Source organism: Rheinheimera baltica (genome assembly GCF_030731985.1).
GTDB lineage: Bacteria > Pseudomonadota > Gammaproteobacteria > Enterobacterales > Alteromonadaceae > Alishewanella > Alishewanella baltica.
On the sequence record NZ_JAPJDY010000002.1, the window covers coordinates 63,155 to 88,675 of the forward strand.

At 45.9% G+C, this 25,521-nt stretch carries 24 protein-coding genes; 4 read left to right on the forward strand and 20 right to left on the reverse strand.

All coding sequences use genetic code 11. From position 1 onward, the window contains the following. Positions 1 to 5 precede the first annotated feature (5 nt). The 16 genes from dnaE to rpsB form a co-directional block, all read right to left on the reverse strand. A complete protein-coding gene (dnaE, locus tag ORJ00_RS03185; RefSeq protein ID WP_306126171.1) occupies positions 6 to 3,476 on the reverse strand; it encodes a DNA polymerase III subunit alpha in 3,471 nt (1,156 codons plus the stop codon). Then, positions 3,473 to 4,072: a ribonuclease HII gene (rnhB, locus tag ORJ00_RS03190; RefSeq protein WP_027669845.1), complete on the reverse strand. Its 600-nt coding sequence runs from the start codon at positions 4,070 to 4,072 to the stop codon at positions 3,473 to 3,475. Before rnhB ends, dnaE begins: the two co-directional genes overlap by 4 nt. Next, positions 4,050 to 5,213: a lipid-A-disaccharide synthase gene (gene lpxB / locus ORJ00_RS03195; protein WP_306138971.1), complete on the reverse strand. Its 1,164-nt coding sequence runs from the start codon at positions 5,211 to 5,213 to the stop codon at positions 4,050 to 4,052. Before lpxB ends, rnhB begins: the two co-directional genes overlap by 23 nt. Continuing rightward, positions 5,213 to 5,983, reverse strand: a complete 771-nt coding sequence (gene lpxA / locus ORJ00_RS03200) for an acyl-ACP--UDP-N-acetylglucosamine O-acyltransferase (RefSeq protein ID WP_306138972.1) — start codon at positions 5,981 to 5,983, stop codon at positions 5,213 to 5,215. Before lpxA ends, lpxB begins: the two co-directional genes overlap by 1 nt. A gap of 1 nt (position 5,984) precedes the next feature. Then, positions 5,985 to 6,437: a 3-hydroxyacyl-ACP dehydratase FabZ gene (gene fabZ / locus ORJ00_RS03205; protein ID WP_027669842.1), complete on the reverse strand. Its 453-nt coding sequence runs from the start codon at positions 6,435 to 6,437 to the stop codon at positions 5,985 to 5,987. A gap of 14 nt (positions 6,438 to 6,451) precedes the next feature. After that, positions 6,452 to 7,504 carry a UDP-3-O-(3-hydroxymyristoyl)glucosamine N-acyltransferase gene (lpxD, locus tag ORJ00_RS03210; protein ID WP_306138973.1) on the reverse strand — a complete coding sequence of 351 codons (1,053 nt, stop codon included), beginning with the start codon at positions 7,502 to 7,504 and terminating at the stop codon, positions 6,452 to 6,454. After that, positions 7,504 to 8,022, reverse strand: coding sequence for an OmpH/Skp family outer membrane protein (locus ORJ00_RS03215; RefSeq protein WP_027669840.1), 519 nt, complete (start codon positions 8,020 to 8,022; stop codon positions 7,504 to 7,506). Before ORJ00_RS03215 ends, lpxD begins: the two co-directional genes overlap by 1 nt. A gap of 23 nt (positions 8,023 to 8,045) precedes the next feature. After that, positions 8,046 to 10,520, reverse strand: a complete 2,475-nt coding sequence (gene bamA, locus ORJ00_RS03220; protein WP_027669839.1) for an outer membrane protein assembly factor BamA — start codon at positions 10,518 to 10,520, stop codon at positions 8,046 to 8,048. A 26-nt stretch (positions 10,521 to 10,546) separates the two neighbouring features. Next, positions 10,547 to 11,902 (reverse strand): sigma E protease regulator RseP, encoded by a 1,356-nt coding sequence (gene rseP, locus ORJ00_RS03225; protein ID WP_306138974.1) that lies wholly within the window; start codon positions 11,900 to 11,902, stop codon positions 10,547 to 10,549. Beyond that, the gene (gene ispC / locus ORJ00_RS03230) at positions 11,902 to 13,095 is read right to left on the reverse strand and encodes a 1-deoxy-D-xylulose-5-phosphate reductoisomerase (RefSeq protein WP_306138975.1); all 1,194 of its coding nucleotides are present in this window, start codon (positions 13,093 to 13,095) and stop codon (positions 11,902 to 11,904) included. Before ispC ends, rseP begins: the two co-directional genes overlap by 1 nt. Next, positions 13,095 to 13,958: a phosphatidate cytidylyltransferase gene (locus tag ORJ00_RS03235; protein WP_305975093.1), complete on the reverse strand. Its 864-nt coding sequence runs from the start codon at positions 13,956 to 13,958 to the stop codon at positions 13,095 to 13,097. Before ORJ00_RS03235 ends, ispC begins: the two co-directional genes overlap by 1 nt. Before the next feature lie 5 nt (positions 13,959 to 13,963). Further along, positions 13,964 to 14,728 (reverse strand): polyprenyl diphosphate synthase, encoded by a 765-nt coding sequence (gene uppS / locus ORJ00_RS03240; protein WP_306138976.1) that lies wholly within the window; start codon positions 14,726 to 14,728, stop codon positions 13,964 to 13,966. Positions 14,729 to 14,866: 138 nt separating this feature from the next. Continuing rightward, entirely contained in the window at positions 14,867 to 15,424 is a 558-nt protein-coding gene (frr, locus tag ORJ00_RS03245; protein ID WP_027669834.1) for a ribosome recycling factor, read from the reverse strand. A gap of 60 nt (positions 15,425 to 15,484) precedes the next feature. Then, positions 15,485 to 16,225, reverse strand: coding sequence for a UMP kinase (gene pyrH / locus ORJ00_RS03250; protein ID WP_027669833.1), 741 nt, complete (start codon positions 16,223 to 16,225; stop codon positions 15,485 to 15,487). Positions 16,226 to 16,344: 119 nt separating this feature from the next. Further along, positions 16,345 to 17,217 (reverse strand): translation elongation factor Ts, encoded by an 873-nt coding sequence (tsf, locus tag ORJ00_RS03255; protein WP_306137699.1) that lies wholly within the window; start codon positions 17,215 to 17,217, stop codon positions 16,345 to 16,347. 107 nt (positions 17,218 to 17,324) lie between these two features. Next, complete coding sequence (gene rpsB / locus ORJ00_RS03260) at positions 17,325 to 18,056, reverse strand: 30S ribosomal protein S2 (RefSeq protein ID WP_305975089.1); 732 nt, start codon at positions 18,054 to 18,056, stop codon at positions 17,325 to 17,327. 309 nt (positions 18,057 to 18,365) lie between these two features. On the opposite strand from rpsB, the gene map reads away from it, so the two are divergent. The 3 genes from map to dapD are packed head-to-tail and all read left to right on the forward strand — an operon-like array spanning position 18,366 to position 22,632. Beyond that, positions 18,366 to 19,154 (forward strand): type I methionyl aminopeptidase, encoded by a 789-nt coding sequence (gene map / locus ORJ00_RS03265; RefSeq protein WP_306138977.1) that lies wholly within the window; start codon positions 18,366 to 18,368, stop codon positions 19,152 to 19,154. A 20-nt stretch (positions 19,155 to 19,174) separates the two neighbouring features. Beyond that, complete coding sequence (glnD, locus tag ORJ00_RS03270) at positions 19,175 to 21,799, forward strand: bifunctional uridylyltransferase/uridylyl-removing protein GlnD (RefSeq protein WP_306138978.1); 2,625 nt, start codon at positions 19,175 to 19,177, stop codon at positions 21,797 to 21,799. Between the two features lie 8 nt (positions 21,800 to 21,807). Beyond that, positions 21,808 to 22,632 carry a 2,3,4,5-tetrahydropyridine-2,6-dicarboxylate N-succinyltransferase gene (dapD, locus tag ORJ00_RS03275; RefSeq protein WP_306138979.1) on the forward strand — a complete coding sequence of 275 codons (825 nt, stop codon included), beginning with the start codon at positions 21,808 to 21,810 and terminating at the stop codon, positions 22,630 to 22,632. A gap of 59 nt (positions 22,633 to 22,691) precedes the next feature. On the opposite strand, the gene ORJ00_RS03280 is transcribed toward dapD, so the two are convergent. Then, positions 22,692 to 22,886, reverse strand: a complete 195-nt coding sequence (locus tag ORJ00_RS03280; RefSeq protein WP_027669827.1) for a hypothetical protein — start codon at positions 22,884 to 22,886, stop codon at positions 22,692 to 22,694. 216 nt (positions 22,887 to 23,102) lie between these two features. On the opposite strand from ORJ00_RS03280, the gene cysZ reads away from it, so the two are divergent. Beyond that, positions 23,103 to 23,864 (forward strand): sulfate transporter CysZ, encoded by a 762-nt coding sequence (gene cysZ / locus ORJ00_RS03285; RefSeq protein ID WP_305975085.1) that lies wholly within the window; start codon positions 23,103 to 23,105, stop codon positions 23,862 to 23,864. Here the strand turns inward: cysZ and ORJ00_RS03290 are convergent. The 3 genes from ORJ00_RS03290 to ORJ00_RS03300 are packed head-to-tail and all read right to left on the reverse strand — an operon-like array spanning position 23,861 to position 25,415. Then, the gene (locus tag ORJ00_RS03290) at positions 23,861 to 24,304 is read right to left on the reverse strand and encodes a flavodoxin (RefSeq protein ID WP_305975083.1); all 444 of its coding nucleotides are present in this window, start codon (positions 24,302 to 24,304) and stop codon (positions 23,861 to 23,863) included. The two genes, cysZ and ORJ00_RS03290, sit on opposite strands and share 4 nt — an antisense overlap. Further along, positions 24,292 to 25,098 carry a tRNA pseudouridine(65) synthase TruC gene (gene truC, locus ORJ00_RS03295; RefSeq protein ID WP_306138980.1) on the reverse strand — a complete coding sequence of 269 codons (807 nt, stop codon included), beginning with the start codon at positions 25,096 to 25,098 and terminating at the stop codon, positions 24,292 to 24,294. The genes ORJ00_RS03290 and truC overlap by 13 nt, the downstream gene beginning before the upstream one ends. Further along, positions 25,095 to 25,415 carry a YqcC family protein gene (locus tag ORJ00_RS03300; protein ID WP_306136817.1) on the reverse strand — a complete coding sequence of 107 codons (321 nt, stop codon included), beginning with the start codon at positions 25,413 to 25,415 and terminating at the stop codon, positions 25,095 to 25,097. The genes truC and ORJ00_RS03300 overlap by 4 nt, the downstream gene beginning before the upstream one ends. Positions 25,416 to 25,521: the final 106 nt, after the last annotated feature.

Consider the following 25,521-nt stretch of genomic DNA (forward strand, 5'->3'; position numbering starts at 1 on the left):
CCTAATTAATTAAATTCCAGTTCTATTGTTGCCAATTGCTTTAACTGGTGCAACAAAGCGTCGGCCGGCGTTACCCACCATTGTGTTCCTAGCTGTAGCACTACCTCACCCTCCTGGCGTTGATAGCGCAGCTTTACGGGGACGGTACCGGCATTAAACTCTCCCAGTACCTGCTGCAATCTTTGCAGGTAATTGTGGTCTATTTGCGCCGATTGTACAGTGATATTCAAGGATCTCAGAGATTTTTCCCGTACTTGGGTTATCTCGCTGACATCGCGGCCGGTCATTGTAAGGCCGCCATTAAAATCATCAAAGCTGACCTGTCCCGTTATCACCAAAATACGGTCTTTTTGTAACAGTTGTTCGAACGTTTCCAGCAAATCCGGAAAAAACCGTACATCTAGCCGCGCCGATTTGTCATCCAGGGTTACGATTGCCCAGCGTCGGCCTTTTTTGTTGATCATAATCCGCACTGACACGACGAGTCCGGCTACAGCAACACTTTGATCTTTCTTGGTCGGCTGTAGCTCAACTAAACGACAGTTTGCATAGCGTGGGATTTCATCCAAATAACGGTTTATTGGATGGCCGGTTAAATATAGACCTAGTGTTTCACGTTCACCTTCCAACCATACTTCATCTGGCCATACTGCAACCTGTTTAAACGCCGCTGCTGCATGCTCCGGCTCTGGGCTTAGTAAACCGAATAAATCATCCTGGCCCACTGCTTGAGCTTTAGCGTGTTGATCGGCTGCTTTCATCGCTTCTTCGAGCGTTGCAGAAAGCGCGGCGCGATGTGGCCCTAAACGGTCCATCGCACCTGATAAAATCAGTTTTTCTATCACGCGTCGGTTTAATTTTTTTAAGTCTACTTTGGCGCAAAAATCAAACAGGTCGCTAAAGCTGCCATGCTTATTACGGGCATCAAGAATGGCATCTATTGGGCCTTCACCCACACCTTTGATGGCACCGATGCCATACACAATATGCCCCTGCTCGTTTACGGTAAATTTATAAACACCGGCATTTACGTCAGGCGGGATCAGTTTTAACTTCATCCGCTCACACTCATCAACCAGGGTAACAATTTTGTCGGTGTTATCCATATCTGCCGACATTACCGCCGCCATAAACTCAGCCGGATAATGCGCTTTCATCCATAACGTCTGGTAGGACACCAGAGCATATGCTGCAGAGTGCGATTTATTGAAACCGTAACCGGCGAATTTTTCTACCAGATCGAAAATCTTGATTGCCAGTTCAGGATCAATGCCGTTTTTTGCCGCTCCCTCTTGGAAAGTGTCACGCTGTTTCGCCATTTCCTCGGGTTTTTTCTTACCCATTGCCCGGCGTAATAAGTCAGCACCACCGAGCGAATACCCCGATAGCACCTGCGCAATCTGCATCACCTGTTCCTGATACAAAATAATACCGTAGGTAGGCTCCAGGATAGGAATTAAGCAGTCGTGCTGCCAGGTAGCGTCCGGATACGATATGGCTTCACGGCCGCGCTTACGATCGATAAAGTTATCTACCATGCCCGATTGCAAAGGGCCGGGCCGAAACAGCGCTACCAAGGCAATCATATCTTCAAAACAGTCAGGCTGTAACCGGCGGATCAAATCCTTCATACCGCGAGATTCAAGCTGAAATACCGCAGTAGTATCGGCTTTTTGCAGCAGATCGAAGCTTTTCTTATCTACCAGCGGAATGGCATTAATGTCTATTGGCTCGCGACCCTCTTTTTTCAGCCGCGTATTAGCCATGTTTACCGCCCACTGCAAAATCGTCAGCGTGCGCAAGCCTAAGAAGTCGAATTTAACCAGACCGGCGTATTCAACATCGTTTTTATCAAATTGAGTAACCGGATTATTGCCTTCGTCGTCACAATAAAGCGGGGAGAAATCGGTAATTTTAGTCGGCGCAATAACCACACCACCAGCGTGCTTACCCGCGTTACGGGTAACCCCTTCCAACTGGCGGGCCATATCTATCAGATCTTTTACTTCCTGATCTTGCTGATACAACTCCGGCAGCCGAGGCTCTTCTTTAAACGCTTGCTCCAGCGTCATACCTGGCGTAGGCGGAATTAACTTTGAGATCCGGTCAACAAAACCGTATGGATGCCCCAGCACACGGCCTACGTCACGAATAACTGCTTTGGCCGCCATGGTACCGAAGGTAATAATTTGCGACACGGCTTCACGGCCATACATGTCAGCAACATGGTCGATAACCTCATCGCGCCGGTCCATACAAAAATCGACATCGAAGTCGGGCATTGATACCCGCTCCGGGTTTAAAAACCGTTCGAACAGTAAATCGAATTCCAGCGGATCCAAATCGGTAATTTTAAGTGCATAGGCCACTAACGAACCGGCACCTGAGCCGCGGCCCGGCCCTACCGGAATATCATTGTCTTTACTCCACTGGATAAACTCCATAACGACCAAAAAGTAACCCGGAAAACCCATTTGGTTAATAACGTCAAGCTCAATTTGCAGCCGCTCATCGTAAGGCGCGCGTTTTTCAGTACGAAGTACTTCATCTGGGAATAGCTGCAGCAAGCGGTCTTCCAAGCCTTCGCGAGATTTCATCACTAAAAAATCGGCATCACTCATACCGCCAGTTGGAAATGCGGGCAGAAAATACTCACCTAAACGAATGGTGACATTACAACGTTTAGCTATTTCAACCGAGTTGTCTAATGCTTCTGGTAAATCGGCAAATAACTGCTGCATTTCATCAGCAGATTTTAAATATTGCTGATCCGTGAAGTTTTTGGGTCGACGCTTATCATCCAGGGTAAAACCATCGTGGATTGCGACACGAATTTCATGTGCAGGAAAGTCTTCTGCTTGTAAAAACACCACCTCGTTGGTGGCAACCAAGGGTAAGCCATGCTGTTCTGCCAAAGTAACGGCGTGTTGAATATAACGTTCTTCGTCTGGCCTGCCAGTACGGATTACCTCAAGATAAAACCGGTCAGGAAAATACTGCTGATAAAATGCCAGTAACTCACTAACACTTTGGTTGTTTTCCTTTAGCAGGGCCTTACCCAGAACACCGTCTTTTGCTCCGGACAGGACAATTAAGCCTTCGGCATATTCGGCTAGCCAGTGATGATCTATTTGCGGCTTTTCATCAACATGTCCACGCAAGTAGGCTTTAGAAATGAGCTGACTAAGATTCTGATATCCGGCATTGTTTGCCGCCAATAGCAAGATACGGCTACTTTCAGTGCCAAACAACGGATGCTGTACATAGCAGTCCACACCAATAATAGGCTTTATGCCAGCGTCATGCGCGGCACTGTAAAACCGAACCAAGCCACAAAAATTCATTTGGTCCGTTAATGCCAATGCCGGCATCGCCAATTTTTGCGCAGCTTTAACTATAGGTTTTACTTTGGCAACACCATCGACCATAGAAAAATCGCTGTGTACGCGCAAATGAATAAAGCCAGGAGCATTCATAAGCCGTGTTGCTCCAATAACAGGCGTACCGGTTTAAAACTGCGCCGATGCTCAGCTAACACGCCATGTTGCTTAATTGCAGCCATATGCGCAGCGGTGGGATAACCTTTATGGGCAGCAAAACCATATTCTGGGTGAAGCTGATGTAAAGCCTGCATTTCTGCATCACGGGTAACTTTAGCTAAAATAGACGCCGCACTAATTTCAGGTACCAAAGCATCCCCTTTTATCACGGCAGTTGCAGGCACACCGAAATCTGTAGTGCGGTTGCCATCAACCAGCACCCACTTTGGCCGAAGCGTTAATGCAGCCACTGCACGTTGCATCGCCAGCATCGTGGCATGCAGAATATTCAGCTGGTCAATTTCTGCCGGTTCAGCGCGGCCTAACGCCCAACATAATGCGTTGGCTTTAATAAGCTCTGCCAGCTCAAGCCTGCGTTTTTCAGACAGTTTTTTAGAATCATTTAAACCCATTATAGGTTTCGCTGGGTCAAGAATAACAGCAGCAGTAACCACAGCGCCAATGAGTGGGCCGCGGCCAACTTCATCAACACCGCAAATTAGCTGAACGTCAGGACGCTGATACAACATCATTATTTACTACCTGTATAATGGCTTGCGCGGCTTTAACACTGGCATCGCATTTTATGCTTTGATGAATTTGCTGATATTCGCTGAGCAAGGTATCGCGCTGTGACGTTAACAGCGGCGTCATTGCCGCCACCAGTGCTTGTGGCGTTACTTGGTGCTGCAATAGCTCTGTTACCATGCCCCGCCCTGCTAATAAATTGGGTAGGCTAAAATGGGCCAGTTTAACCAGCCGTCGGCCTATTTGATACGTTAGCCAATTAGCACGATATGACACCACCATCAGGCATTTTGCCAGCATAGCTTCTAATGTCGCTGTACCAGAGGTGATAAAAGTTGCATCCGCTGCTAAAAGTACCTGCCTTGCTTGGCCAATAAACAATTTAACATCCAAATCGGGGGCCAACTGTGCCTTAATCGCTTTGAATTGCTCAGCCTTTGCATCTGTAACCATATTGCAAACAAACTGCAAATCTGGAAATTGTTGCTGTAATAATAATGCCGCGCTTAAGAAATCGGGTGCGAGTAATTTTATCTCGTTAGTTCGGCTACCCGGCATGAGTGCCAGCACCGCTTTTGTGCTATCCAGCCCCAGCTCAACCTTAGCTACCGCCTTATTTACCTCTAACGGCATGCTATCTGCCATGGTGTGACCGACAAAAGTACATGGTACCTGATATTTTTCATAAAACGCTTTTTCAAAGGGCAGCAATGACAACACCATATTGGTGGCCGCCGCAATTTTAAATATACGTTTATGCCGCCATGCCCAAACGGAGGGGCTAACATAGTGCACTGTTTTAATACCGGCTTGCTTTAGTTGCAACTCTACCGGTAAGTTGAAGTCTGGTGCATCGATGCCAACAAATACATCGGGCTTGTCGGCCATAAAGGTGGCAAGAATTTCACGCTTAACCTGTAATAACCGACGTAAACGACCAAGCACTTCTACAATGCCCATTACCGCCAGCTCTTCCATATCAAAATGCGCGGTAAACCCCAATGCCTGCATGCGAGGGCCACCAATGCCGTAAAACACCGCAGCAGGGTGAGTTGCTTTAAGCGCTATCATCAGATCAGCACCTAAAATATCGCCGGAGTGTTCCCCGGCGATAATGGCTATTTTAAGAGGTTTAGCTGCCTGCATCAGCGCACAATTCCCCTACTGGCATTAGCGATAAAATCAGTAAATACTTTAAGCTCCGGCACTAAAGCGGCTTTCTCTTCAAGCGCGGCTAAGGCTTCGGCTACGGTAAGGCCTTTACGATACACTTCTTTATACGCACGGCGTATTTCTAACAGCGCTTCGCTACTGTAACCACGACGTTTTAAGCCTTCCGTGTTAATACCTGCTGGCACACAAGGCGCACCGTGAACCATAAGATAAGGTGGTACGTCTTTAAGTACGATAGAGCCGCCGCCACAAAAGCTGTGAGGGCCAATGTGTACAAACTGGTGCACACCTGTCATACCACCTAGAATGGCCCAATCTCCCACATGCACATGCCCTGCAGCTTGCGCACCACTAGCAAAAATAGTGTGGCTGCCAATTACACAGTCGTGAGCGATATGGGTGGTATTCATAAACAGGTTATGGCTACCGATCATGGTTTTACCCTGATCCTGAACAGTGCCGCGGTGTACCGAGCAACCTTCACGAAACACATTGTAATCACCCACGATCAACTCTGTGGCTTCACCTTTATACTTCTTATCCTGACAAGCTTCACCTATGCTGGAAAACTGGAAAAAGTGATTACCTTTACCAATAGTGCTAGGGCCTTTAATCGCAACATGCGATTCCAGGATACAGTCGTCTCCGATAACAACATCATGGCCAATATAGCAAAATGGGCCTACCTTGACGTTGTTACCTAGCTTAGCACTGGCTTCAATTACTGCGGTTGCATGGATCACGTTATAACTCTCTTCTGGCACACATCAACTCAGCTGAGCAGACAACCTGTCCATCAACTTTCGCTTCACCGTAGAACTTCCATATGTTGCGGCGCTCTTTTAAAAACTTCACATCTATTATCATTTGATCGCCAGGTACTACTGGCTTTTTAAAACGCGCTTCATCAATAGCCGCGAAAAGATACAATTCGTTTTCTGAGCGCTCTGTAACGGTTTTAAAACCAAGAATACCTGTGGCTTGAGCCATTGCTTCAAGAATTAATACGCCGGGGAAAATTGGCATCCCTGGAAAATGGCCGGTAAAAATGGGCTCGTTAATGCTGACATTTTTTACTGCGGTCAGGCTTTCACCCGGCGTGAAATCTAATACGCGGTCAATTAACAAAAATGGATATCTGTGTGGCAACAAGGCCATGATTTCCTGAACTTGAAGGCTGTTAAGTTGGTTAGCCAAAGCTATTCCTCTGTCTAGTGGTCAGTATCTTGTGCATTAAGCATATTTGCGAGCTGGATTTCAAGCTGCTTTACTCGTTGATATAGTTGATCTATTTGGCGTAATTTAGCCGTATTTTTGCGCCAATCCAGATTACTGGTGGCAGGAATACCTGACGAGTATACTCCTTTTTCAGTAATTGATTTCATTACCATGGCCATACCAGTTATCTGAGCGCCATCACAAATGTCGATATGGCCATTAATACAAGCGCCACCACCAATTATGCAATAACGGCCAATCTTGGTGCTACCCGCGACTATTGAAGCACCGGCTATTGCTGTGTGGTCACCAATTCGTACGTTATGGGCTATTTGACATAGATTATCAATAATCACATTGTTGCCAATGATGGTGTCATCAATCGCGCCGCGATCTATCGTTGTGTTAGCACCTATATCTGAGTCATTTCCGACTCTAACCGTACCTGTTTGTGGTATTTTAAGCCAGTTACCGCGTTCATTTGCAAAACCAAAACCATCTGAGCCAATAACAGCGCCACTGTGTATGATGCAACGCTGGCCAATACTAACACCGTGTAAAATAGTAACATTCGGCCAAAGTTTACAACCAGCATCAAGGTGCACGCGCTCACCTATGACGCAGCCTGCGCCAATCTGTACATCAGCGCCAAGTACCACGCCTGCTGAGATAACGGCATTTGCACCAATAGCCACCCTTTCACCTAAAGTTACGCTAGGGTCAATAACCGCTGTAGCATGAATGCCGCTAGCTATCTTTGGCGTGCTATCTAGTAATTGTGCCACCTTAGCAAAAGCGACATAAGGATCTTTTACCACCAATGCATTGACTGCCGGAGCTACAAAAGCAATATCATCTTGAGTAATCAGTACGGCTGACGCTGCTGTTGCAGAGAGAAACTTTCGATACTTAGCATTGGATAAAAAACTTATCTGGCCAGGGCCCGCATTTTCAAGGGTGGCAATTGAAACGATGCTGCAAGCAGCATCGCCAATCAGCTGAGCATCTAAACGCTCAGCGAGTTCAGAAAGGATAAACTGTAGCATTATTTCGCTTTGCTAACCTGAGTCATAACCGCTTCAGAGATATCAAATTCAGGTTTGGCATAGACTGCTGCACCAGAGTTTAATACCATATCGATTTTTTCACGCTCAGCAACGACATCAATAGCCGTTTTAATCAACGCCAGCACTTTGTTGCGCTCTTCTGCCTGGCGTGTACGAATTTCTTCATCCAGCGGGCGCGCTAACTCTTCATACTGCTTGCGTTGGTTAGTAACAGCAACTTTCAGTTCCTCTTGTTGCTGTTCACTCATCGTTGGGCCATCACGACGCAGCTTTTCAATGTTAAAGCCAATATCTTTTTCCAACTTATTTACCGCTTCAATGCGATCAGAAAATTCTTTTTTAATCGTTTCCTGCATGGCAACAGCTTGAGGAATCTTAGCGGCTACGGCCTGCACATCAACATAAGCAATTTTCATTTCTTTGGCAGCAACAGTACCTGCCATTAATAAACCTGCTACTAAAATAATCGCCGATTTTACTGCATGTGTCTTTAACATCTTTTGTTCCCTATTTTTCTAATCTAGAAAGTTGTACCAATATTAAAACTAAAGTTCTCTTGCAAATCACCTTCTTGCTTTTTAATAATTTTCGCCAGGCTGAAGGTTAAAGGACCCATTGGCGAAATCCATTGTAACGATACACCAGCAGTGGCGCGAATCAAACCAGCATCGGCGTAATCTGCCAGTTTTGGTCTGCGTTGGCTACTGGAAACCTGTGTTAATCCATCATATCTATTAATATCAAACTCAGTATCCCAGATATTACCTACATCAACAAAAAAACTGGTACGCACGGAATTGCGATAGTCGTCACTTAAAAATGGCGTAGGCGTTATCAACTCTAACGTAGCAATAGCCATAGCGTTGCCGCCTGTTGAGCGTTGTGATACATCATAAATATCATTTTCCGGTGTACTAGGAAAACTGCCACCATCGCCTGGCAATCCTGGTACTGAGGTTGCGCCTAAGATAACAGCATGCGGTCCGATGATCCGGCTTTCAAAGCCACGAATATTCTGGCCACCGCCATAGTAGTTTTCGGTAAACGGTAGCGTGTAATCGTAACCATTTTTACTGCCATAGCCATTACCGTACCCCACTTCAAGTTTCGATAAAAACGACCAACTATGATCAGTACTTAACGGAATATAGTTTCGCCCTTCAAACGAGGTTTTGAAGTATTTTAAGTCAGAGCTTGGCGCTGTAACTTTGATGTTTGCGCCCAGATAGTGACCTGCAGTTGGAAACAAACCACGGTTCAATGTGCTACGCACCCAGCCTGCAGACAATTCGTAGTTGGTAAAATTGTAGCCGCCGTCAGGGTTTTCCGCGTCAAGCAAGACCGCTCTGAAGTGGCGCAACTGATCGTAATCACTTATAGAGTTAATCTTGTTTACAACGTAATTAGCACCAAAATTTAACCGGTTATATTCGTTTATTGGATAACCAATACTGGCGCCAAAACCATAACGGGTATAGTCGTAAGCTTCAAGATTAGACGAGCCGTAATCTAAATCGCTGTAAAATATCTGGCCGCCTAAACTCACACCGTCTAATGTAAAGTAAGGATCAGTATAAGAAAAGCTTAACGTTTTTTGATATTTATTGGTGTTTAAGTTTATGCCTGCACTGTTACCGCTACCAAGGAAATTTTCTTGTTGCACACCAATCTGGAAGGACAATCCCATATAGTCGCCATAAGAAATACCGGCATTAAAACTGCCTGAAGGTTGCTCTTTGACTGTAAAGCCAATATCAATTAAATCATCTTCACCTGCAACAGGTGCTGTTTCAAACTCAACTGACTCAATATAAGGCAGACGCTGAATACGCTGTTTAGATAACTCCAGCGAATCATTTGATAACCATGCACCTTCCATCTGGCGCAGTTCCCGGCGTAATACTTCATCCTTGGTCGTGCTATTGCCCATCATATTGATACGGCGCACATAGACACGTTTGCCAGGGTCAACGCTTATTGTCAACTCAACTTCTTTAGTATCATCGTTTACTTGCGGTATGGTACGTACCTTTGAGTTAGCGTAGCCAAACCGAGCCAGCAACTTAGCAATGCTCTCTTCGGTGTAAGTTACCAGTGCACCATTATAAAGCTGACCATCTTTTAACGGCAAAACCTGAGTAATAAATTCGTCTTGACCGATAAGATCACCAACAAATTTCACACCTTTGATGGTGTACTTTTCGCCTTCAGTCACATTTAACGTGACATATACAGATTCTTTGTCCGGACTTACTGAAACCTGTTCAGAATCGATTCTAAACCGCAGATAACCGCGATCAAGATAATAACTCGTTATCTTTTCTATATCGCCGTTAAGCGTTTGCTTTTGATACCGATCTGATGACATAAATCGCCACCAAGGTAAGTCTTGTTGAGACTCAATATTTTTCAGCAGCTCTTCATCAGAAAACAGGGTATTACCTACAATGTTTATCTGCCGAACGGAGGCTGCATCACCTTCTTCAAACTTAACTTTCAGATTAACCCGATTACGCGGTAAATAAGTCACTTCAACTTCAACGTCAGCTTGATACTTACCCACACCGTGATAAAACTCAGTCAAGCCGTTTTCAATGCTTTTAAGTGTTGTCTTATCTAGTGGCTCGCCTACTTCGACTTTATTGCCGGACAAGCTTTCAATTAACTGCTCTTCTTTGATGTCTTTGTTGCCATCAAACTCAATCGCGTTAATCGTAGGCCGTTCACGCAGGCGATAAATAACGGTATTACCGTCGCGAAATACTTTGATGTCATCGAAATGACCCGCGCCATATAAAGTACGGATACTGCGAGACAGATTATACTCTGTAACGGTATCACCTACGTTGAAAGGCAAATTATTTAACGCCGCGCCAAGCGCTACGCGTTGCAGGCCTTCTACCTGAATATCTTGAACCGTAAAAGATTCTTCAGCAAGCACCGAGCTACTGGCCGAGGCAAGTAACATCGCAGCTACTAATCGGTTAATTGTCATTATTTGAACTACTTATGATTAGTTATTTACAAACGAGAAACGTCGTTGAGCAGCGCAATTCCCATTAACACCAGCAGGATAAGCGCACCAAACTTGAAACCTATTTCCTGTGTCTTTTCAGAGACAGGTTTACCGCGTATTAGTTCCAGCAGCATATACATTAAGTGTCCGCCATCCAGCACGGGAAGCGGCAACAAATTAATGACGGCTAAGTTAACACTTATCAGTGCTAAAAACGATAAAAAAGCTACCAAGCCTATACTGGCCGTGGCACCTGCTCCCTGAGCAATAGAAATAGGGCCACTTAAATGTTTTACCGACACATCTCCCGTCAGCAGCTTGCCAATCATGGCAAAACTTAACCGTGTCAGCTGCCAGGTGTGCGACACACCCGCGCCAATCGCAGCGAAAGCACCGTAACGCTGAGTGTAAAGTACGCCGGGTGGCCATTCGCTTACTTTAGGCGTAACACCAAGTACACCTTGAGAAAAACCATCGGAGGCTTGCACAAGCTCAGGAGTTGCAATTAGTGTTAATTCATTACCGTCTCGTGCAACGACAAGGCTTAGCGCTTTTTCCGGTGCATTAGCGACAATCTGCTGAAACTGATTCCAATCAATGATGTCTTCATCTGCAATCCGCAGTATTTTATCATTGACTTGTAAACCGGCCCTTTGCGCAGCAGAGCCTTTGGCAACGCTGGCAATTTCAGTCAGCGCCTGTGGCCTTGCCAGGCCAAGGCCCAGGCTAGAGAATACACTTTGTGTCTCGGGATCAAACTGCCAGGCACGGATATCCAACTCAACGTTGTAACGTCGCTCAGTAACGATGTCTTTTAAACCTAATGTGATGGTATCGTCACCAATTTGTTCTACTAATAACAGATTCACACTACTAACATCGGTAGCTTGGTGCTGATTAACGGAGACAATCTGTTGTTGCGGCGAAATACCGGCATAAGCCGCAATAGATTGTGGCGCAACATCCTGAATAATTGGCCGCATGGTTTGTACGCCAACCATATACATTAGCCATAACACCACTATGGCAAAGATAAAATTCGCGGCTGGGCCTGCAGCAATAATAGCCATGCGTTGCCAAACCGTTTTATGGTTAAACGCCGAATCTTTAAACTGCGGTAATACCGGATCTACTCGTTCATCCAGCATGCGAACATAGCCACCAAGCGGGATTGCCGCAATAACAAACTCGGTTCCCTGCTTATCTCGCCAGCGTAATAATGCTTTACCAAAACCAATGGAAAAACGTTTTACCAGCACGCCATTTTTTCTCGCCACCCAAAAGTGACCAAATTCGTGCACAGTTATCAGTATCCCCAGTGCGACAATAAACGACATTAAATTCCAAATCGCACCGGACATTAAATTAACTTCCTCAGCAGTAATTGCGCTTGTTGGCGTGCGTCTTCATCGAGCGCCAATATATCATCCAGTGTACTGACCCTAAAGTCAGCAAAATGTTCAAGACTCATTGAATTCAGTCGAGCAATATCGGTAAACCGTATTTGCCCAGCCAAAAATGCCGCCACCGCTATTTCATTCGCCGCATTAAGTGCCGTCGTTGCGCCCTGACCATAAGCACAAGCAGCCATTGCAAGATACAGGTTGGGATATCGCTCAGGCTCAGGTTCAGAAAAGGTGAAATCACACATTTGTTTAAAGTTTAATGGCGCTACAGGGCTGGCAATACGGTTTGGAAAGGCAAGTGCATGTGCAATTGGGGTGCGCATATCGGGTTGGCCTAACTGAGCCAATACTGACCCATCAGTGTACTGGACCATCGAGTGAATAATGCTTTGTGGGTGAATAACCACCTCGATATCGTCAGCTTTGCAGTTAAACAACCACCGTGCCTCAATAAACTCTAAGCCTTTATTCATCATGGTGGCACTGTCGACTGAAATTTTATGCCCCATACTCCAATTTGGATGCGCAATGGCTTGCTCTGGAGTAATGCCATTAAATTGGTTCAGCGGTGTATTGAGAAAAGGACCGCCACTACCGGTTAGCAACAGTTTGCTGATGCCATAATGTTTTAGCGTCTGGTCATGGGTATGCTGTTGTAAGCCTGGTGGCAAACACTGGAAAATAGCATTGTGCTCACTGTCAATTGGCAAAAGTGTTGCACCATGTTGCTTTACTTTGCTAATAAACAGCTCACCACTCATCACCAGTGCTTCTTTGTTTGCCAATAGAACCGTTTTACCTTGTTCTACGGCTGCCAGCGTCGGTAACAATCCTGCTGCACCAACAATTGCAGCCATAACAATGTCGGCATCCGGGTGCGCCGCTAACTGACACAGAGCATCTATGCCCGATAACACTTCTGTTTTGCACCCTGCCAATGCTAACTCAGTTGCTAATCTATTGGCGGCATCCGTATCAAGCATCGCAGCAAAACGTGGTTTTACTGCAAGACACTGCTGTAACAGCTTGTCGGATTGCGTCGCAGCTGTCAGTGCTAAGACCTGATATTCGTCTGGATGAGCCGCTAGTACCGACAAAGTACTGACACCTATAGACCCGGTAGAGCCAAGAATAACGACCTGACGCATCAGTAAAAACCGCCAAAAACAGCCACGATAATCGCAAACAAGGGTGCTGTGGCCGTTAAACTATCAATACGATCTAAAATTCCGCCGTGTCCGGGTAAAAACGCACCACTGTCTTTTTTTCCGGCAACGCGTTTAAACATACTTTCGGTAAGATCACCAAACACCGATAGTATGGTCAGGAAAAATGCCGAAACATACCAAACCCAAAGTTGGGCCGGCCAACCTTGCAACTTAGCAACGACTGTCACAACAACAGCGACCAGTACCAAACCACCTAACATACCTTCCACTGTTTTACCGGGGCTAACGCGTGGCAATAACTTACGCTTACCAAATGGCTTACCAACGATATAACCGCCAATATCGGCCGCCCATACCAATGCAAGTAAACAGAATATTAACCAAGCACCGGTAAAAGTGGATGAGGTATAATCGGTTGAACGGATGAACAAAATAGCTGCCCAGGCTGGGATTAGCGTTAACCACCCCATTAAAGCTTTACCCCAATCACTTTTCGCCCAAAAAGTTTGACTTCTTGGGTAAGTGAGCACTAACACCACTGCCAGAATCCACCAACAAACGCCCGCTAGCAGCAAGCTACTTAACAATACATTGTGTTCTAGTGGCCAAAGTACTTGTGCAGGCAATTGCCAATACAACACACCAAAAATAACGGCGGTTACGCCAACATAAACAGCCCGCATGGCGTTGTTGGCTAAACTACAAAGACCACTCCATTCCCATGCCCCTAATAAAAACGCGCCTGAAATAAACAACGCAAACCCAGCCAGGGGCAAATAAAATACTGCCAATAATGCTAATGGCGCCAAAATCAATGCTGTAATAACCCGTTGTTTAAACAATCTCGTTATCCTTTACCTTGCGTCGCCAGTTGCCGGATTTGCTCACCGGTACAACCAAAGCGTCGCTCTCGGTTGACAAAAGTAGCTAGCGCTTCTGAAAATACCTGCTGATCAAAATCTGGCCATAAGGTTTCAGTAAACCAAAATTCAGCATATGCGGCTTGCCACAATAAAAAATTGCTAATGCGTAAATCGCCACCAGTTCGGATAAGAAGATCGACCTCCGCCTGATCATGCATCTGCACATGTTGAGCAAATAATTGCTCATCTATTTGTTCGGCGGCAAGTGCTCCCTGCTCTACTTGAATTGCCAGATTTCTTGCTGCATTGGCCATATCCCAACGGCCACCATAATTCGCTGCAATGTTTAATGTAAGTGCAGTATTATTGAGCGTAAGCTGTTCGGCTTTATCGATACTTAACCGCAATTTATCACTAAAGGGTGACAAATCGCCAACCACTTTCAATCTCACATTGTGTTTATGCAATGTTTTCACTTCACTTTGTAACACCAGCAGAAACAGCTGCATGAGCGTTGAAACTTCTTCATCAGGCCGGCGCCAGTTTTCACTACTAAACGCAAACAGCGTTAACGATTCAATGCCAAGCTCGCGACAAAAACTGACGCTGCGACGCACGGCTTCTACGCCTTTTTTATGCCCCCAAACCCGTGGTTTACCCTGCCGCTGTGCCCAACGACCGTTACCATCCATAATAATTGCCACATGCTTAGGCAAACTTTGCGGGTTGAGCTGCGTCAATGCAGTCATAACGTGCGACCTGTCCTTAACTTTAGAGAATCAGTCTGTGCTGATTTACTTTGTTGCGTGCAATACTAAACTGCCAAATAGAAAAAAGCGCCGTAAAGCCCAAGCGTCACGACGCTGATACATTAACAGAAGTGTAAATTACACTTCCATCAGTTCCTTTTCTTTATCAGCTAATACTTCATCAATTTTTTTCACAAAGATGTCGGTGATTTTTTGAATTTCTTCGGCTGCGCGGCGCTCATCATCTTCACTAATTTCTTTGTCTTTTTGCAGCGTTTTTAAATCAGCATTGGCATCACGGCGAATATTACGCACGGCAACACGGCCACCTTCAGCTTCGCCACGCACTAACTTAACCAAGCTTTTACGACGCTCTTCTGTAAGTGCAGGTAACGGCACACGAATGACCGTGCCAGCAGACATTGGATTTAACCCCAAGTCAGAGGCCATAATGGCTTTTTCTACTGCCGCCGCCATGCTCTTATCAAATACAGTAATGGCTAAAGTACGGGCGTCTTCAATTGATACGTTAGCTACCTGACGCAGTGGCGTATCACTGCCGTAGTAAGATACGGAAATACCGTCTAATAAGCTTGGATGGGCACGACCCGTGCGCACTTTAGTTAATTGTACTTTAAGCGCATCAACGCTCTTTTCCATCCGCACTTTGCTGTCTGTAATAATGTCGTTAATCACGATCTTTATCCTTGTTTATTCGTTGCTGCTGTTGCATGAAACTGTACTAAGCGCACTAGTTTACTGTAAATTTTCCGCGTGGTCGATTACCGTGCCTTCTTGCTCGCCCATAATCACGCGTTTTAACGCGCCGGCGGTGTTCATATTAAACACCCGAATTTGCAGATTATGATCGCGAGCCAAAGTGAATGCCGCTAAATCCATCACTTTAAGTTCTTTATCTAACACTTCATTATAGGTAAGTTGGCTATATAGTGTAGCGCTGGGGTCTTTAACCGGGTCTGCAGAAAACACACCATCAACTTTAGTCGCTTTTAGTACCGCATCAGCTTCAATCTCGATACCACGTAAACATGCAGCTGAGTCTGTGGTAAAAAACGGATTACCGGTACCGGCAGAGAAAATGACAACACGGCCTGATTTTAACAAGCTTATCGCTTCAGCCCAGCTGTAGTTATCACACACACCATTTAACGGAATGGCGCTCATCATGCGGGCATTAACGTAAGCGCGGTGCAGTGCATCACGCATAGCAAGACCATTCATCACTGTAGCTAACATGCCCATGTGGTCGCCAACAACACGGTTCATGCCCGCTTTAGCCAGGCCTTCACCACGGAAGATATTGCCACCGCCAATAACAATACCCACCTGAACGCCAAGTTCAACCAGTTCTTTGATTTCCTGCGCCATACGGTCCAGCACTTTGGGGTCAATACCAAAGCCCTCATCGCCCATCAGTGCTTCGCCACTGAGTTTTAATAAGATCCTGCGGTAAGTCGGTTTTGGATTCGTGCTCATGACATCCTCGTAGTGCTGGTAAATTAGGGATATTGCGGGTAAAAAAAACCGCGACCCGGTCGTTAAGACCGAAAGCCGCGGTTATTCTAGCGGGTTTTGCCGTTAGGCAGAAGAATAAATTACTTCTTAGCTGCTGCGATTTGAGCAGCAACTTCTGCAGCGAAGTCTTCTTCTTTCTTCTCAATACCTTCACCCACTTCTAAACGGATGAATGATACGGCTTTGGCGCTGCTTTGCTTCAGGAAATCACCAACAGATACTGATGGGTCTTTCACAAATGGCTGACCGGTTAAGCTTACTTCGCCAGTAAACTTGCTCATACGGCCTGCAACCATTTTCTCAGCAATTTCTTTTGGCTTGCCTGAGTTAACGGCGATATCGATTTGGATTTCGCGCTCACGATCAACAACATCAGACGGTACGTCGTCTGGTGTTAAGAAGCCAGGATTGTTTGCAGCAATGTGCATTGCAACGTCTTTAGCGATGTCTTCGTTACCACCGTCTAACACGGCTAATACACCGATACGACCTGAGTGAACGTACTGACCGATAACCGCACCTTCAACTACCGCAGCGCGACGTACGTTGATGTTTTCACCAATTTTAGCAACCAGTGTAGCGCGAGTATCTTCAACTGAAGTACCGTTTAAATCAGCGGCTAAGATAGCTTCTGCGGTAAATAACTTGTTTGCATGTGCTAAGTCAGCAACTGCGTTGGCAAAAGCCAGGAAGCTTGCATCACGGGCAACGAAATCGGTTTCGCAGTTGAATTCAACGGCTAAACCTAAACCGTCCGCAACGCGAGTGATAATAGTACCTTCTGCAGCAATACGGCCAGCTTTCTTGGCAGCTTTGGCCAAACCACTTTTACGCATCGCATCAATTGCGGCTTCGATATCACCGGCAGTTTCTTCCAGTGCTTTTTTACAATCCATCATGCCAGCGCCAGTGCGCTCGCGAAGTTCTTTAACTAAAGCGGCAGTTACAGCCATGGGAGCTTCCCTCGTAATAATTCTGGTTAGACAAACAGGGGCCTAGGCCCCTGTCGCAATTTTGCACTGCGTCAGCGCAAGCTTAGCTTGCGCTAATGACAGAGAAATTACTCTGCTTCAACAACGAAGGCTTCAGCTTCTGCCTGTACTTCGATGTTTTTGTCACGACCTTCCAGGATAGCTTGACCAACTGCACCCAGGTATAACTGGATAGCGCGGATCGCGTCATCGTTACCTGGAACGACATAGTCAACGCCTTTTGGATCAGAGTTGGTATCAACGATTGAAACAACTGGAATACCCAGGTTGTTTGCTTCTTTGATAGCAATGTGTTCATGGTCAGCATCGATAACGAACAGTACGTCTGGCAAACCGCCCATATCTTTGATACCGCCCAAGCTCTTTTCCAGCTTGTCCATTTCACGGGTACGGTCTAAAGCTTCTTTTTTGGTCAGCTTGTCAAAAGTACCGTCCTGGCTTTGCGATTCCAGGTCTTTTAAACGCTTGATTGACTGACGAACTGTTTTCCAGTTAGTCAACATACCACCTAACCAGCGGTGGTTTACGTAGAACTGGTCAACCTTGCTTGCAGCTTCTTTGATTGCTTCAGATGCAGCACGTTTAGTACCAACGAACAGGATTTTGCCTTTTTTCGCTGCTACTTGCTGAATGAATGCCAGTGCATCGTTCATCATAGGAACAGTTTGTTCCAGGTTGATGATATGTACTTTGTTACGCGCACCAAAAATGAAAGGCTTCATTTTTGGGTTCCAGTAACGAGTTTGGTGACCGAAGTGCACGCCCGCCTGGAGCATGTCGCGCATAGAAACTTTTGCCATGATTTATTTTCCTGTATAAGGGGTTAAGCCTCCATGTATCCCATATGCCGACCTTGGTCTGACTGTTGTTCAGTGCAAAGCAAAGCACCCCGGTATATGTGTCGATACATGTGTGTTTTGTGTTTAATTTCGCTATCAGCGCCGTGTTATCTTTAATTAAGAACAAAAGGTTCTGCAATATAAGGTAATGCGATTTGCTAATTTGCGGCGCGCTTTATACCATAGACACCTTACAAACACAATCAAATGTGTATTTTTGCAGCAGTACGGCCAGTGCATTAATCTGGCGGTACCTAAGAGAGAGATGGCATGACAGCAAGCATCAAAACCCCAGCTGAAATTGAGAAAATGCGCGTTGCAGGCCGCCTGGCTGCAGACGTTCTGGAAATGATAACGCCTTATGTTAAAGCCGGTGTCACCACCGATGAGCTAAACACCATTTGCCATGATTATATTGTTAACGAGCAACAAGCCATCCCTGCACCACTAAACTACCATGGCTTCCCCAAATCGATTTGCACCTCAGTGAATCAGGTTATTTGTCACGGCATTCCGGCAGATAAGAAATTGAAAGAAGGCGATATTATCAATATCGACGTTACAGTAATTAAAGATGGCTATCATGGTGACACCTCGCGCATGTATGTTGTAGGCAAGCATAGCATTATGGCCGAACGACTTATTCGGGTAACACAAGAGTGCATGTATCTGGGGCTGAAAAAAGTCAAAAACGGTGTGCGTTTAGGTGATATTGGCCATGTTATTCAACAGCATGCAGAGGCACATAGCTACTCTGTTGTTCGCGAATATTGCGGTCACGGTATTGGCGCAGTGTTTCACGAAGATCCGCAAGTATTGCATTATGGCAGGCCCGGTACCGGTGAAATGCTAAAAACCGGTATGTGTTTAACCATAGAGCCAATGATTAATGCCGGTGGTCGCCACAGTAAATTGTTAGCCGATGGCTGGACAGTGGTAACCAAAGACCGCAGCCTTTCAGCTCAGTTTGAGCATACCATTTTAGTTACTGATACGGGCTGCGAAATTTTAACCCTGCGCAGCGATGACACTATCGAGCGGATTTTAACCGCAGAATAACCCCACAACGGAGCATTAGCATGAGCCAGGCGATAACCTTTAGCAAAACGCTTCCTGATAGTTACAGCCTGGAGGGCTATAAAAAGCACTTCGCCGATTTTCATGAGTGGTTAATCAAAAGTTTTTCTCAGCATCCGGTTAATACCCTTGTTAAAGCCCGCGCCCATTTTATTGACGACGTGTTAGTGCAGTTGTGGCATAAATTTGAGCTGCATAAAAATAAAGATTTATGTTTAATTGCCGTCGGCGGCTACGGCCGCGGCGAGCTGCACCCGTGTTCAGATATTGACTTGCTTATTCTGGCAGATGGCCGTTTATCTGCTGCACAGCAGGACGCTATAGGCCAGTTTATCACCACACTGTGGGACTTACGCCTCGAAGTAGGCCACAGTGTTCGTACGCTCAAAGAGTCTATGAAATTGGGCAAAGACGATATAACCATAGCGACAAACTTGCTGGAAATGCGTCTGCTCACTGGTAATAAACCGCTGTATGAGCAATTACAAACCGACGTCAGCAAAGACAGTTTCTGGACCAGTCAGGCTTTTTTTCAAGCGAAACGGCACGAACAACAACAACGTCATGCGCAATATCATGGTACCGCCTATAACCTTGAACCCAATTTAAAGGCTAACCCAGGCGGTTTGCGCGATATACAAACCATTGGCTGGGTAGCGAAACGACATTTTCAAACCCGCACCATGCGAGAATTGGTTGCCTATCAGTATCTGACTGAAGATGAATATCAGGAACTGATGGAGTGTGAAGCCTACCTGTGGCAAATGCGTTTTGCGCTACATATTGAAGCAGGCCGCAACGAAAACCGCATTTTATTTGATTACCAACCTGCCGTTGCTGAACGCCTTGGCTTTGGTGCTGATGGCAAAGCATCGGTTGAACGCATGATGAAACGTTTTTTCCGCACCGTGCAACGGGTAAGTGAACTGAACGAAATGCTACTACAGCATTTTGACGGCAGTATTTTGAACCACAAAACAAAAATTAAAACCCTGCTACTAGATGACTACTTTGAGCTGCAGGGGCACTTAATTGTGGCTCGTGACAACGCTATTTTCGCCAGACGTGACAACTTGTTGCGATTGTTTTGGCATATTGCCAACAACTCGAATATTGCCGGCATACACTCATCCACTATGCGTCTTATTCGTCAGGTGCGCCGACGCTTAATGGGCGATTTACAAGACTACGAAGCCTGCCGCCAGCTATTTTTAGCCATTATCCGCCATCCACGCGGCATGGACAAAGCCATTACCCTGATGCACCGCTACGGTGTATTGGCAGCCTATTTACCACAGTGGCGTAATATTGTCGGCCAGATGCAGTTTGATTTGTTTCATGCTTACACTGTAGATGAACATACACACCGTTTATTAAAAAATCTTTATAAATACACGCTTAGCGAACACGAAAGCGAATTTCCGTTGTGCAGCGATATCGTAAAGAAAATGGAAAAACCCGAGCTATTGTATTTAGCCGGTATTTTTCATGATATTGCCAAAGGCCGTGGCGGCGATCACTCCGAATTAGGCGCGATGGACGTGCGTGAATTTGCCAAGTTGCACAAACTCGGTGAATTTGACAGTAAGCTGATTGCATGGCTGGTAGAACATCACTTATTAATGTCGGTTACTGCACAACGGCGGGATATTCATGATCCTGCTGTGATTGCAGAGTTTGCTGAAAAAGTCCGTGACGAAACCCGACTTAACTACCTGTATTGTTTAACCCTGGCCGATATCCGCGCCACCAACGACAATTTATGGAATGACTGGAAAGGTTCATTACTACGCGAACTGTTTTTAGCCACTCAAAAAGCGTTTCGCCGCGGCTTGGAAAAACCAATGGATTTACGCGATCTAATTCGGGAAAACCAAGCTGAAGCTATGCCAATGCTATTAAAACAAACCTTTAGCGAAAGTGAAATATTGCATTTATGGAGCCGGATTAAAGCCGACTATTTTGCCCGCTATAGCGCCAAACAAATTGCCTGGCATGGCGAGCATATTCTACGGCACAAAAACCCGGACGAACCGCTGGTACTGATTAGCAAAGCACCCATTCGCGGCGGTACTCAGGTATTTATCTACACCAAGGATCAACCCAAATTGTTTGCTCGCTTAGTGGCTGCACTAGACAGCAAGAAAGTGAATATTTTTGATGCCCAGATCATGACCAACAAAGACGGTTATGCCATGGATACCTTCGTGGTACTGGAGCAAAACGGTGATCCGGTAAATTCACCGTCACGCCAGCAAAGCATTAAACGCGCACTGGAACTGTTTATTGCTGGCAAGCCGGACCTATCGCGGCAAAAGACTAAGCTGTCACGCCAGATGCGTCAGTTTAGTGTGCCACCCAAGGTGGTGTTTTTACCGGGCAACACCAGTAAACGCACTATGATTGAGCTTGCGGCATTGGATACGCCAGGGTTATTGGCCAATATTGGCGAAGTGTTTCAGCGCTGCGATGTCAATATTCATGCGGCCAAGATCACCACCATCGGCGAACGGGCAGAAGATTTTTTTATGATTTCAAATAGCGACGATCAAGCCTTATCCAGTGAGCAACAAAGCGCACTGAGGCGGGCACTTATCGAACAACTTTCACAGCAAACAGAAGGCTAAAAGGTACAATGTCAGAGTTAAAAAGCATTATTGAACAGGCATTTGAGCAACGCGCCGATATCACACCTACCACCGTTTCTGCCGAAGTAAAACACGCGGTTGAATCGGCCATCAGCATGCTGGATAACGGCAGCGCCCGCGTTGCCGAAAAAATTGCCGGCGAGTGGGTAGTACACCAGTGGCTTAAAAAGGCCGTATTATTGTCATTTCGTATTAATGACAATGCGGTAATGGACGGCGCTGAGAATCGCTTTTTTGACAAAGTGCCAATGAAATATGCCAATTATACAGATGCACAGTTCCGGGCAGACGGCGTACGCGTAGTGCCTCCGGCAGCTGTTCGCCGTGGCAGCTACATCGCAAAAAACGTCGTGCTAATGCCCTCCTACGTGAATATCGGCGCTTATGTTGGCGAAGGCACTATGGTTGATACCTGGGCAACAGTAGGTAGCTGTGCCCAGATTGGTAAAAACGTGCACTTGTCCGGCGGTGTCGGTATTGGTGGCGTACTTGAGCCTTTGCAAGCCAACCCGACCATTATTGAGGATAACTGCTTTATCGGTGCGCGCTCTGAAGTAGTCGAAGGCGTTATTGTTGAAGAAGGCGCTGTGCTTTCAATGGGCGTATACATCAGCCAGAGCACGCGTATCTATGATCGCGAAACAGGCGAGATAACTTATGGCCGCGTGCCAGCGGGCGCGGTTGTTGTGCCGGGTACAATACCAAGCAAAGACGGAAGCCACAGTTTATACGCCGCAATTATTGTTAAAAGAGTCGATGCGCAAACCCGAGCTAAAGTAGGCATTAATGCCCTGCTTCGAAGCATAGAATAGCATTAAGTATAAATGCAAAACGGCAGCCGAAAGCTGCCGTTTTTATTACTGGCACGTGATTAACCAATCACCATCAGCACGCCAAAGCCTACCAAACCAACTAATGTAAATATGCCGTACTCTAAACGCTTTTCAAAACGTTTCTCCGGACCAATCTCAGCGGGTACCAGCAGTGCAGAGAACAAACAGGACAAACCTGTCAGTAAAAACAGTGTCGTTAAGCCAAATACCAGCGCAGAACCTAACATCGCCATATCTCACCCTTAATTTATGTTGTCAGTAAAACCAATAATACCGCGCTGCGGCTAAAAACTTATCGTATTCTAGCATAAAAACCAGATACAAAAGCCAGCAACCTGTGTGTTGCGTTATATTCTGTTACCAAAAATTAGGTAACCGTTACGCCAATATCTAACAACACCCCTTATACTGCCATCAGAGCGGTCGCAGATATTTATTCAGGTGATGTAATGTACTACTTTTTCCGTGGCGTAAGTTTGATCCATACCAAAGGTTTGAAGCGTTTTGTGCTGGTACCGTTAAGCATTAATTTGTTGCTGTTTTCATTTGCGTTTTATTTTTTGCTGCAGCAGGTCAATGCCATGGTTGCTGCCGTACAGCAATACTTGCCTGGCTGGTTGCATTGGCTGGAATACCTGCTTATTCCGCTTGGGGTAATGACGTTGGTGATAGGCCTAGCCTATACCTTTACTATGATAGCAAACTTTATCGCCGCGCCGTTTAACGGTTTGCTCAGTGAAAAAGTTGAAGCACACTTAACCGGAAAAACCTTGCCGAATGTAAGCTTTGCTGCTTTTATGCACGACGTACCCCGCATGCTAGGCCGGGAATGGCAAAAATTTATTTATGCCCTGCCTCGGGCAATAATTTTGTTTGTGTTGTTTTTATTCTTGCCGGTAGTAGGGCCAATTTTATGGTTTTTATTTACCAGCTGGTTAATCGCTATTCAGTACTGCGACTACCCATACGATAACCATAAAATTCCATTTCATACTATGCGCCAGCAGTTGCGCAGCCAACCTGGCAATAGCTTTGCTTTTGGCATAACGGTAAACATTGGCTGCATGATCCCACTATTTAATTTATTTGTTATGCCGATTGCGGTTTGTGGTGCTACCGCAATGTGGGTAGACAAACTGGCCGAAAAAAACGACCCGGCACTAACAGCGCCGGGCGCAAAAGCCTATAACAAACTGGATAAGTATTGTTAAGAAGAAAACTGCTGCTGTAGCCAGGGCAGCGCTATTGTTTCAGGCTCTAAGGTCTCTCCCGCATCAATACGTAACATGGGCGCAAGTTCTGTGCCTTGTATTTCAGTTAACAGCTGGCGAAACTGCTCGCCAGCACCACAAAAAGTATCGTAACTGCTGTCGCCAAGTGCAATAACGGCAAAGTGTTTACCGGTTAACAGCGGGAAGCGATTTTGTACATCAAGAAAGAAAGGGAAAACATTATCTGGAATATCGCCCTGCCCAGTGGTAGACGTAATCACCAGCCAGATATCGGCATGAAACGCTAATACCTCATCCAGTTTAGCTTCTTCAAACAAATTAACCTCATGGTCCAAGCCAGCGAGTAATGCTTTTGCCTCTTCCGCAACATACTGTGCTGCGCCGTATACCGTCCCTACGATTACTGCTATTTTTGCCATTTATCCTCCGCAAAAAATTCTTCAAATTGTTGTTGGTAATAGTGCTCGTCTACCGGCCAACCAAACTGGGCAAACAGCGGCTCAAGCTCGTTAAGACCTGCACTTAGGCATAAAGTTTCACCACTTACGGGGTGTGGCAACTGTAACTGCTTGGCAATTAATAACAAACGCCGGCAATCAAAGTGCTGTTTAAACAACGCATTGTGCTTACCATCACCATGACTAGTATCGCCAACGATAGGATGACGCAAGTGCGCCAAATGCCTGCGAAGCTGGTGTTTTCGGCCGGTTATAGGCTGCATAGCCACTAACGAATAACGGGCTGCAGGGTATTTACTCACCGGGATAGGTAGCTCAACGTATTGCAATGGTTTATAGCGCGTAATGGCTTCTTGCGGGGCTTTATCATCACGGCTGAATTTATCGGCAATTTTGTCCAATTCTTCTTTGAGGGCATAATTCAACTCTCCCGCATCAGGCAAAAAACCTCGTGCAACAGCAAGATAGTTTTTACGCCATAACTTTTGCTCTTGCTGCTCACCCAGTAATCGTGCAACATCACTTGAAAGCGCAAACAACAAAACGCCAGACGTAGGACGGTCTAAACGATGCACAGGGAAAACATGTTGGCCAATTTGGTCGCGCAGTGTCTGCATAACAAAGACAGTTTCATGTTTATCTAAAAACGAGCGGTGAACCAGCATACCGCTGGGCTTATCTATCGCAACAATAAAATCGTCTTGATACAAGATAGTTAGCGGCGCGTTTAATACAAAAGGCTCAGCTGAACTCATACATCATCCGACAGGGTTGTATCTATGCGTGAAATAATTGCCAACAGCGGTGCTAAAACCTCTCCCCGCTGTTTAAATACTTCTTCTGCCATCGGCAATATACTGATTTTATTAGGTAAGCCATGGTTGCCGTCGAGCAATGCCTGAATACGCGGTATAAAAATAAACTGCAGCCATTGCTCTAAGGGCATGGTGTCACAGCAAAACGGCATAGTGCTTGCCAAGGCAACGGGATTGGCGGGTTGCAAACACCATAATTCCTGCTGCTTAAGTTCAGCTTCCAGCTCGGACAACAACCCTTTAACTTCGTCTGACATAACCACCTCATTTGATGCTTGCCAGTTTACCACAAGCTAACCTTGCAGCCAGCCCTTGTAAATTAGCCAAACTAGCAGCATGATCAGTCAATAGTTTCAGGAGGAA

Coding starts and splice junctions, on each gene's coding strand:
- ORJ00_RS03280 (WP_027669827.1), bottom strand. CDS start 22,886: ATGGCGATGTTAGGTTCTGCGCTGGTATTTGGCTTAACGACACTGTTT.
- ORJ00_RS03300 (WP_306136817.1), bottom strand. CDS start 25,415: ATGTCAGACGAAGTTAAAGGGTTGTTGTCCGAGCTGGAAGCTGAACTT.
- ORJ00_RS03215 (WP_027669840.1), bottom strand. CDS start 8,022: ATGTTAAAGACACATGCAGTAAAATCGGCGATTATTTTAGTAGCAGGT.
- uppS (WP_306138976.1), bottom strand. CDS start 14,728: ATGACTGCATTGACGCAGCTCAACCCGCAAAGTTTGCCTAAGCATGTG.
- rseP (WP_306138974.1), bottom strand. CDS start 11,902: ATGTCCGGTGCGATTTGGAATTTAATGTCGTTTATTGTCGCACTGGGG.
- dnaE (WP_306126171.1), bottom strand. CDS start 3,476: ATGAATGCTCCTGGCTTTATTCATTTGCGCGTACACAGCGATTTTTCT.
- truC (WP_306138980.1), bottom strand. CDS start 25,098: ATGAGTTCAGCTGAGCCTTTTGTATTAAACGCGCCGCTAACTATCTTG.
- rpsB (WP_305975089.1), bottom strand. CDS start 18,056: ATGGCAAAAGTTTCTATGCGCGACATGCTCCAGGCGGGCGTGCACTTC.
- lpxD (WP_306138973.1), bottom strand. CDS start 7,504: ATGCTACAGTTTATCCTTTCTGAACTCGCTGAGCGTTTAGATGCTCAG.
- cysZ (WP_305975085.1), top strand. CDS start 23,103: ATGTACTACTTTTTCCGTGGCGTAAGTTTGATCCATACCAAAGGTTTG.
- bamA (WP_027669839.1), bottom strand. CDS start 10,520: ATGACAATTAACCGATTAGTAGCTGCGATGTTACTTGCCTCGGCCAGT.
- ispC (WP_306138975.1), bottom strand. CDS start 13,095: ATGCGTCAGGTCGTTATTCTTGGCTCTACCGGGTCTATAGGTGTCAGT.
- map (WP_306138977.1), top strand. CDS start 18,366: ATGACAGCAAGCATCAAAACCCCAGCTGAAATTGAGAAAATGCGCGTT.
- rnhB (WP_027669845.1), bottom strand. CDS start 4,072: ATGATGTTGTATCAGCGTCCTGACGTTCAGCTAATTTGCGGTGTTGAT.
- pyrH (WP_027669833.1), bottom strand. CDS start 16,225: ATGAGCACGAATCCAAAACCGACTTACCGCAGGATCTTATTAAAACTC.
- ORJ00_RS03290 (WP_305975083.1), bottom strand. CDS start 24,304: ATGGCAAAAATAGCAGTAATCGTAGGGACGGTATACGGCGCAGCACAG.
- tsf (WP_306137699.1), bottom strand. CDS start 17,217: ATGGCTGTAACTGCCGCTTTAGTTAAAGAACTTCGCGAGCGCACTGGC.
- lpxB (WP_306138971.1), bottom strand. CDS start 5,213: ATGCAGGCAGCTAAACCTCTTAAAATAGCCATTATCGCCGGGGAACAC.
- dapD (WP_306138979.1), top strand. CDS start 21,808: ATGTCAGAGTTAAAAAGCATTATTGAACAGGCATTTGAGCAACGCGCC.
- glnD (WP_306138978.1), top strand. CDS start 19,175: ATGAGCCAGGCGATAACCTTTAGCAAAACGCTTCCTGATAGTTACAGC.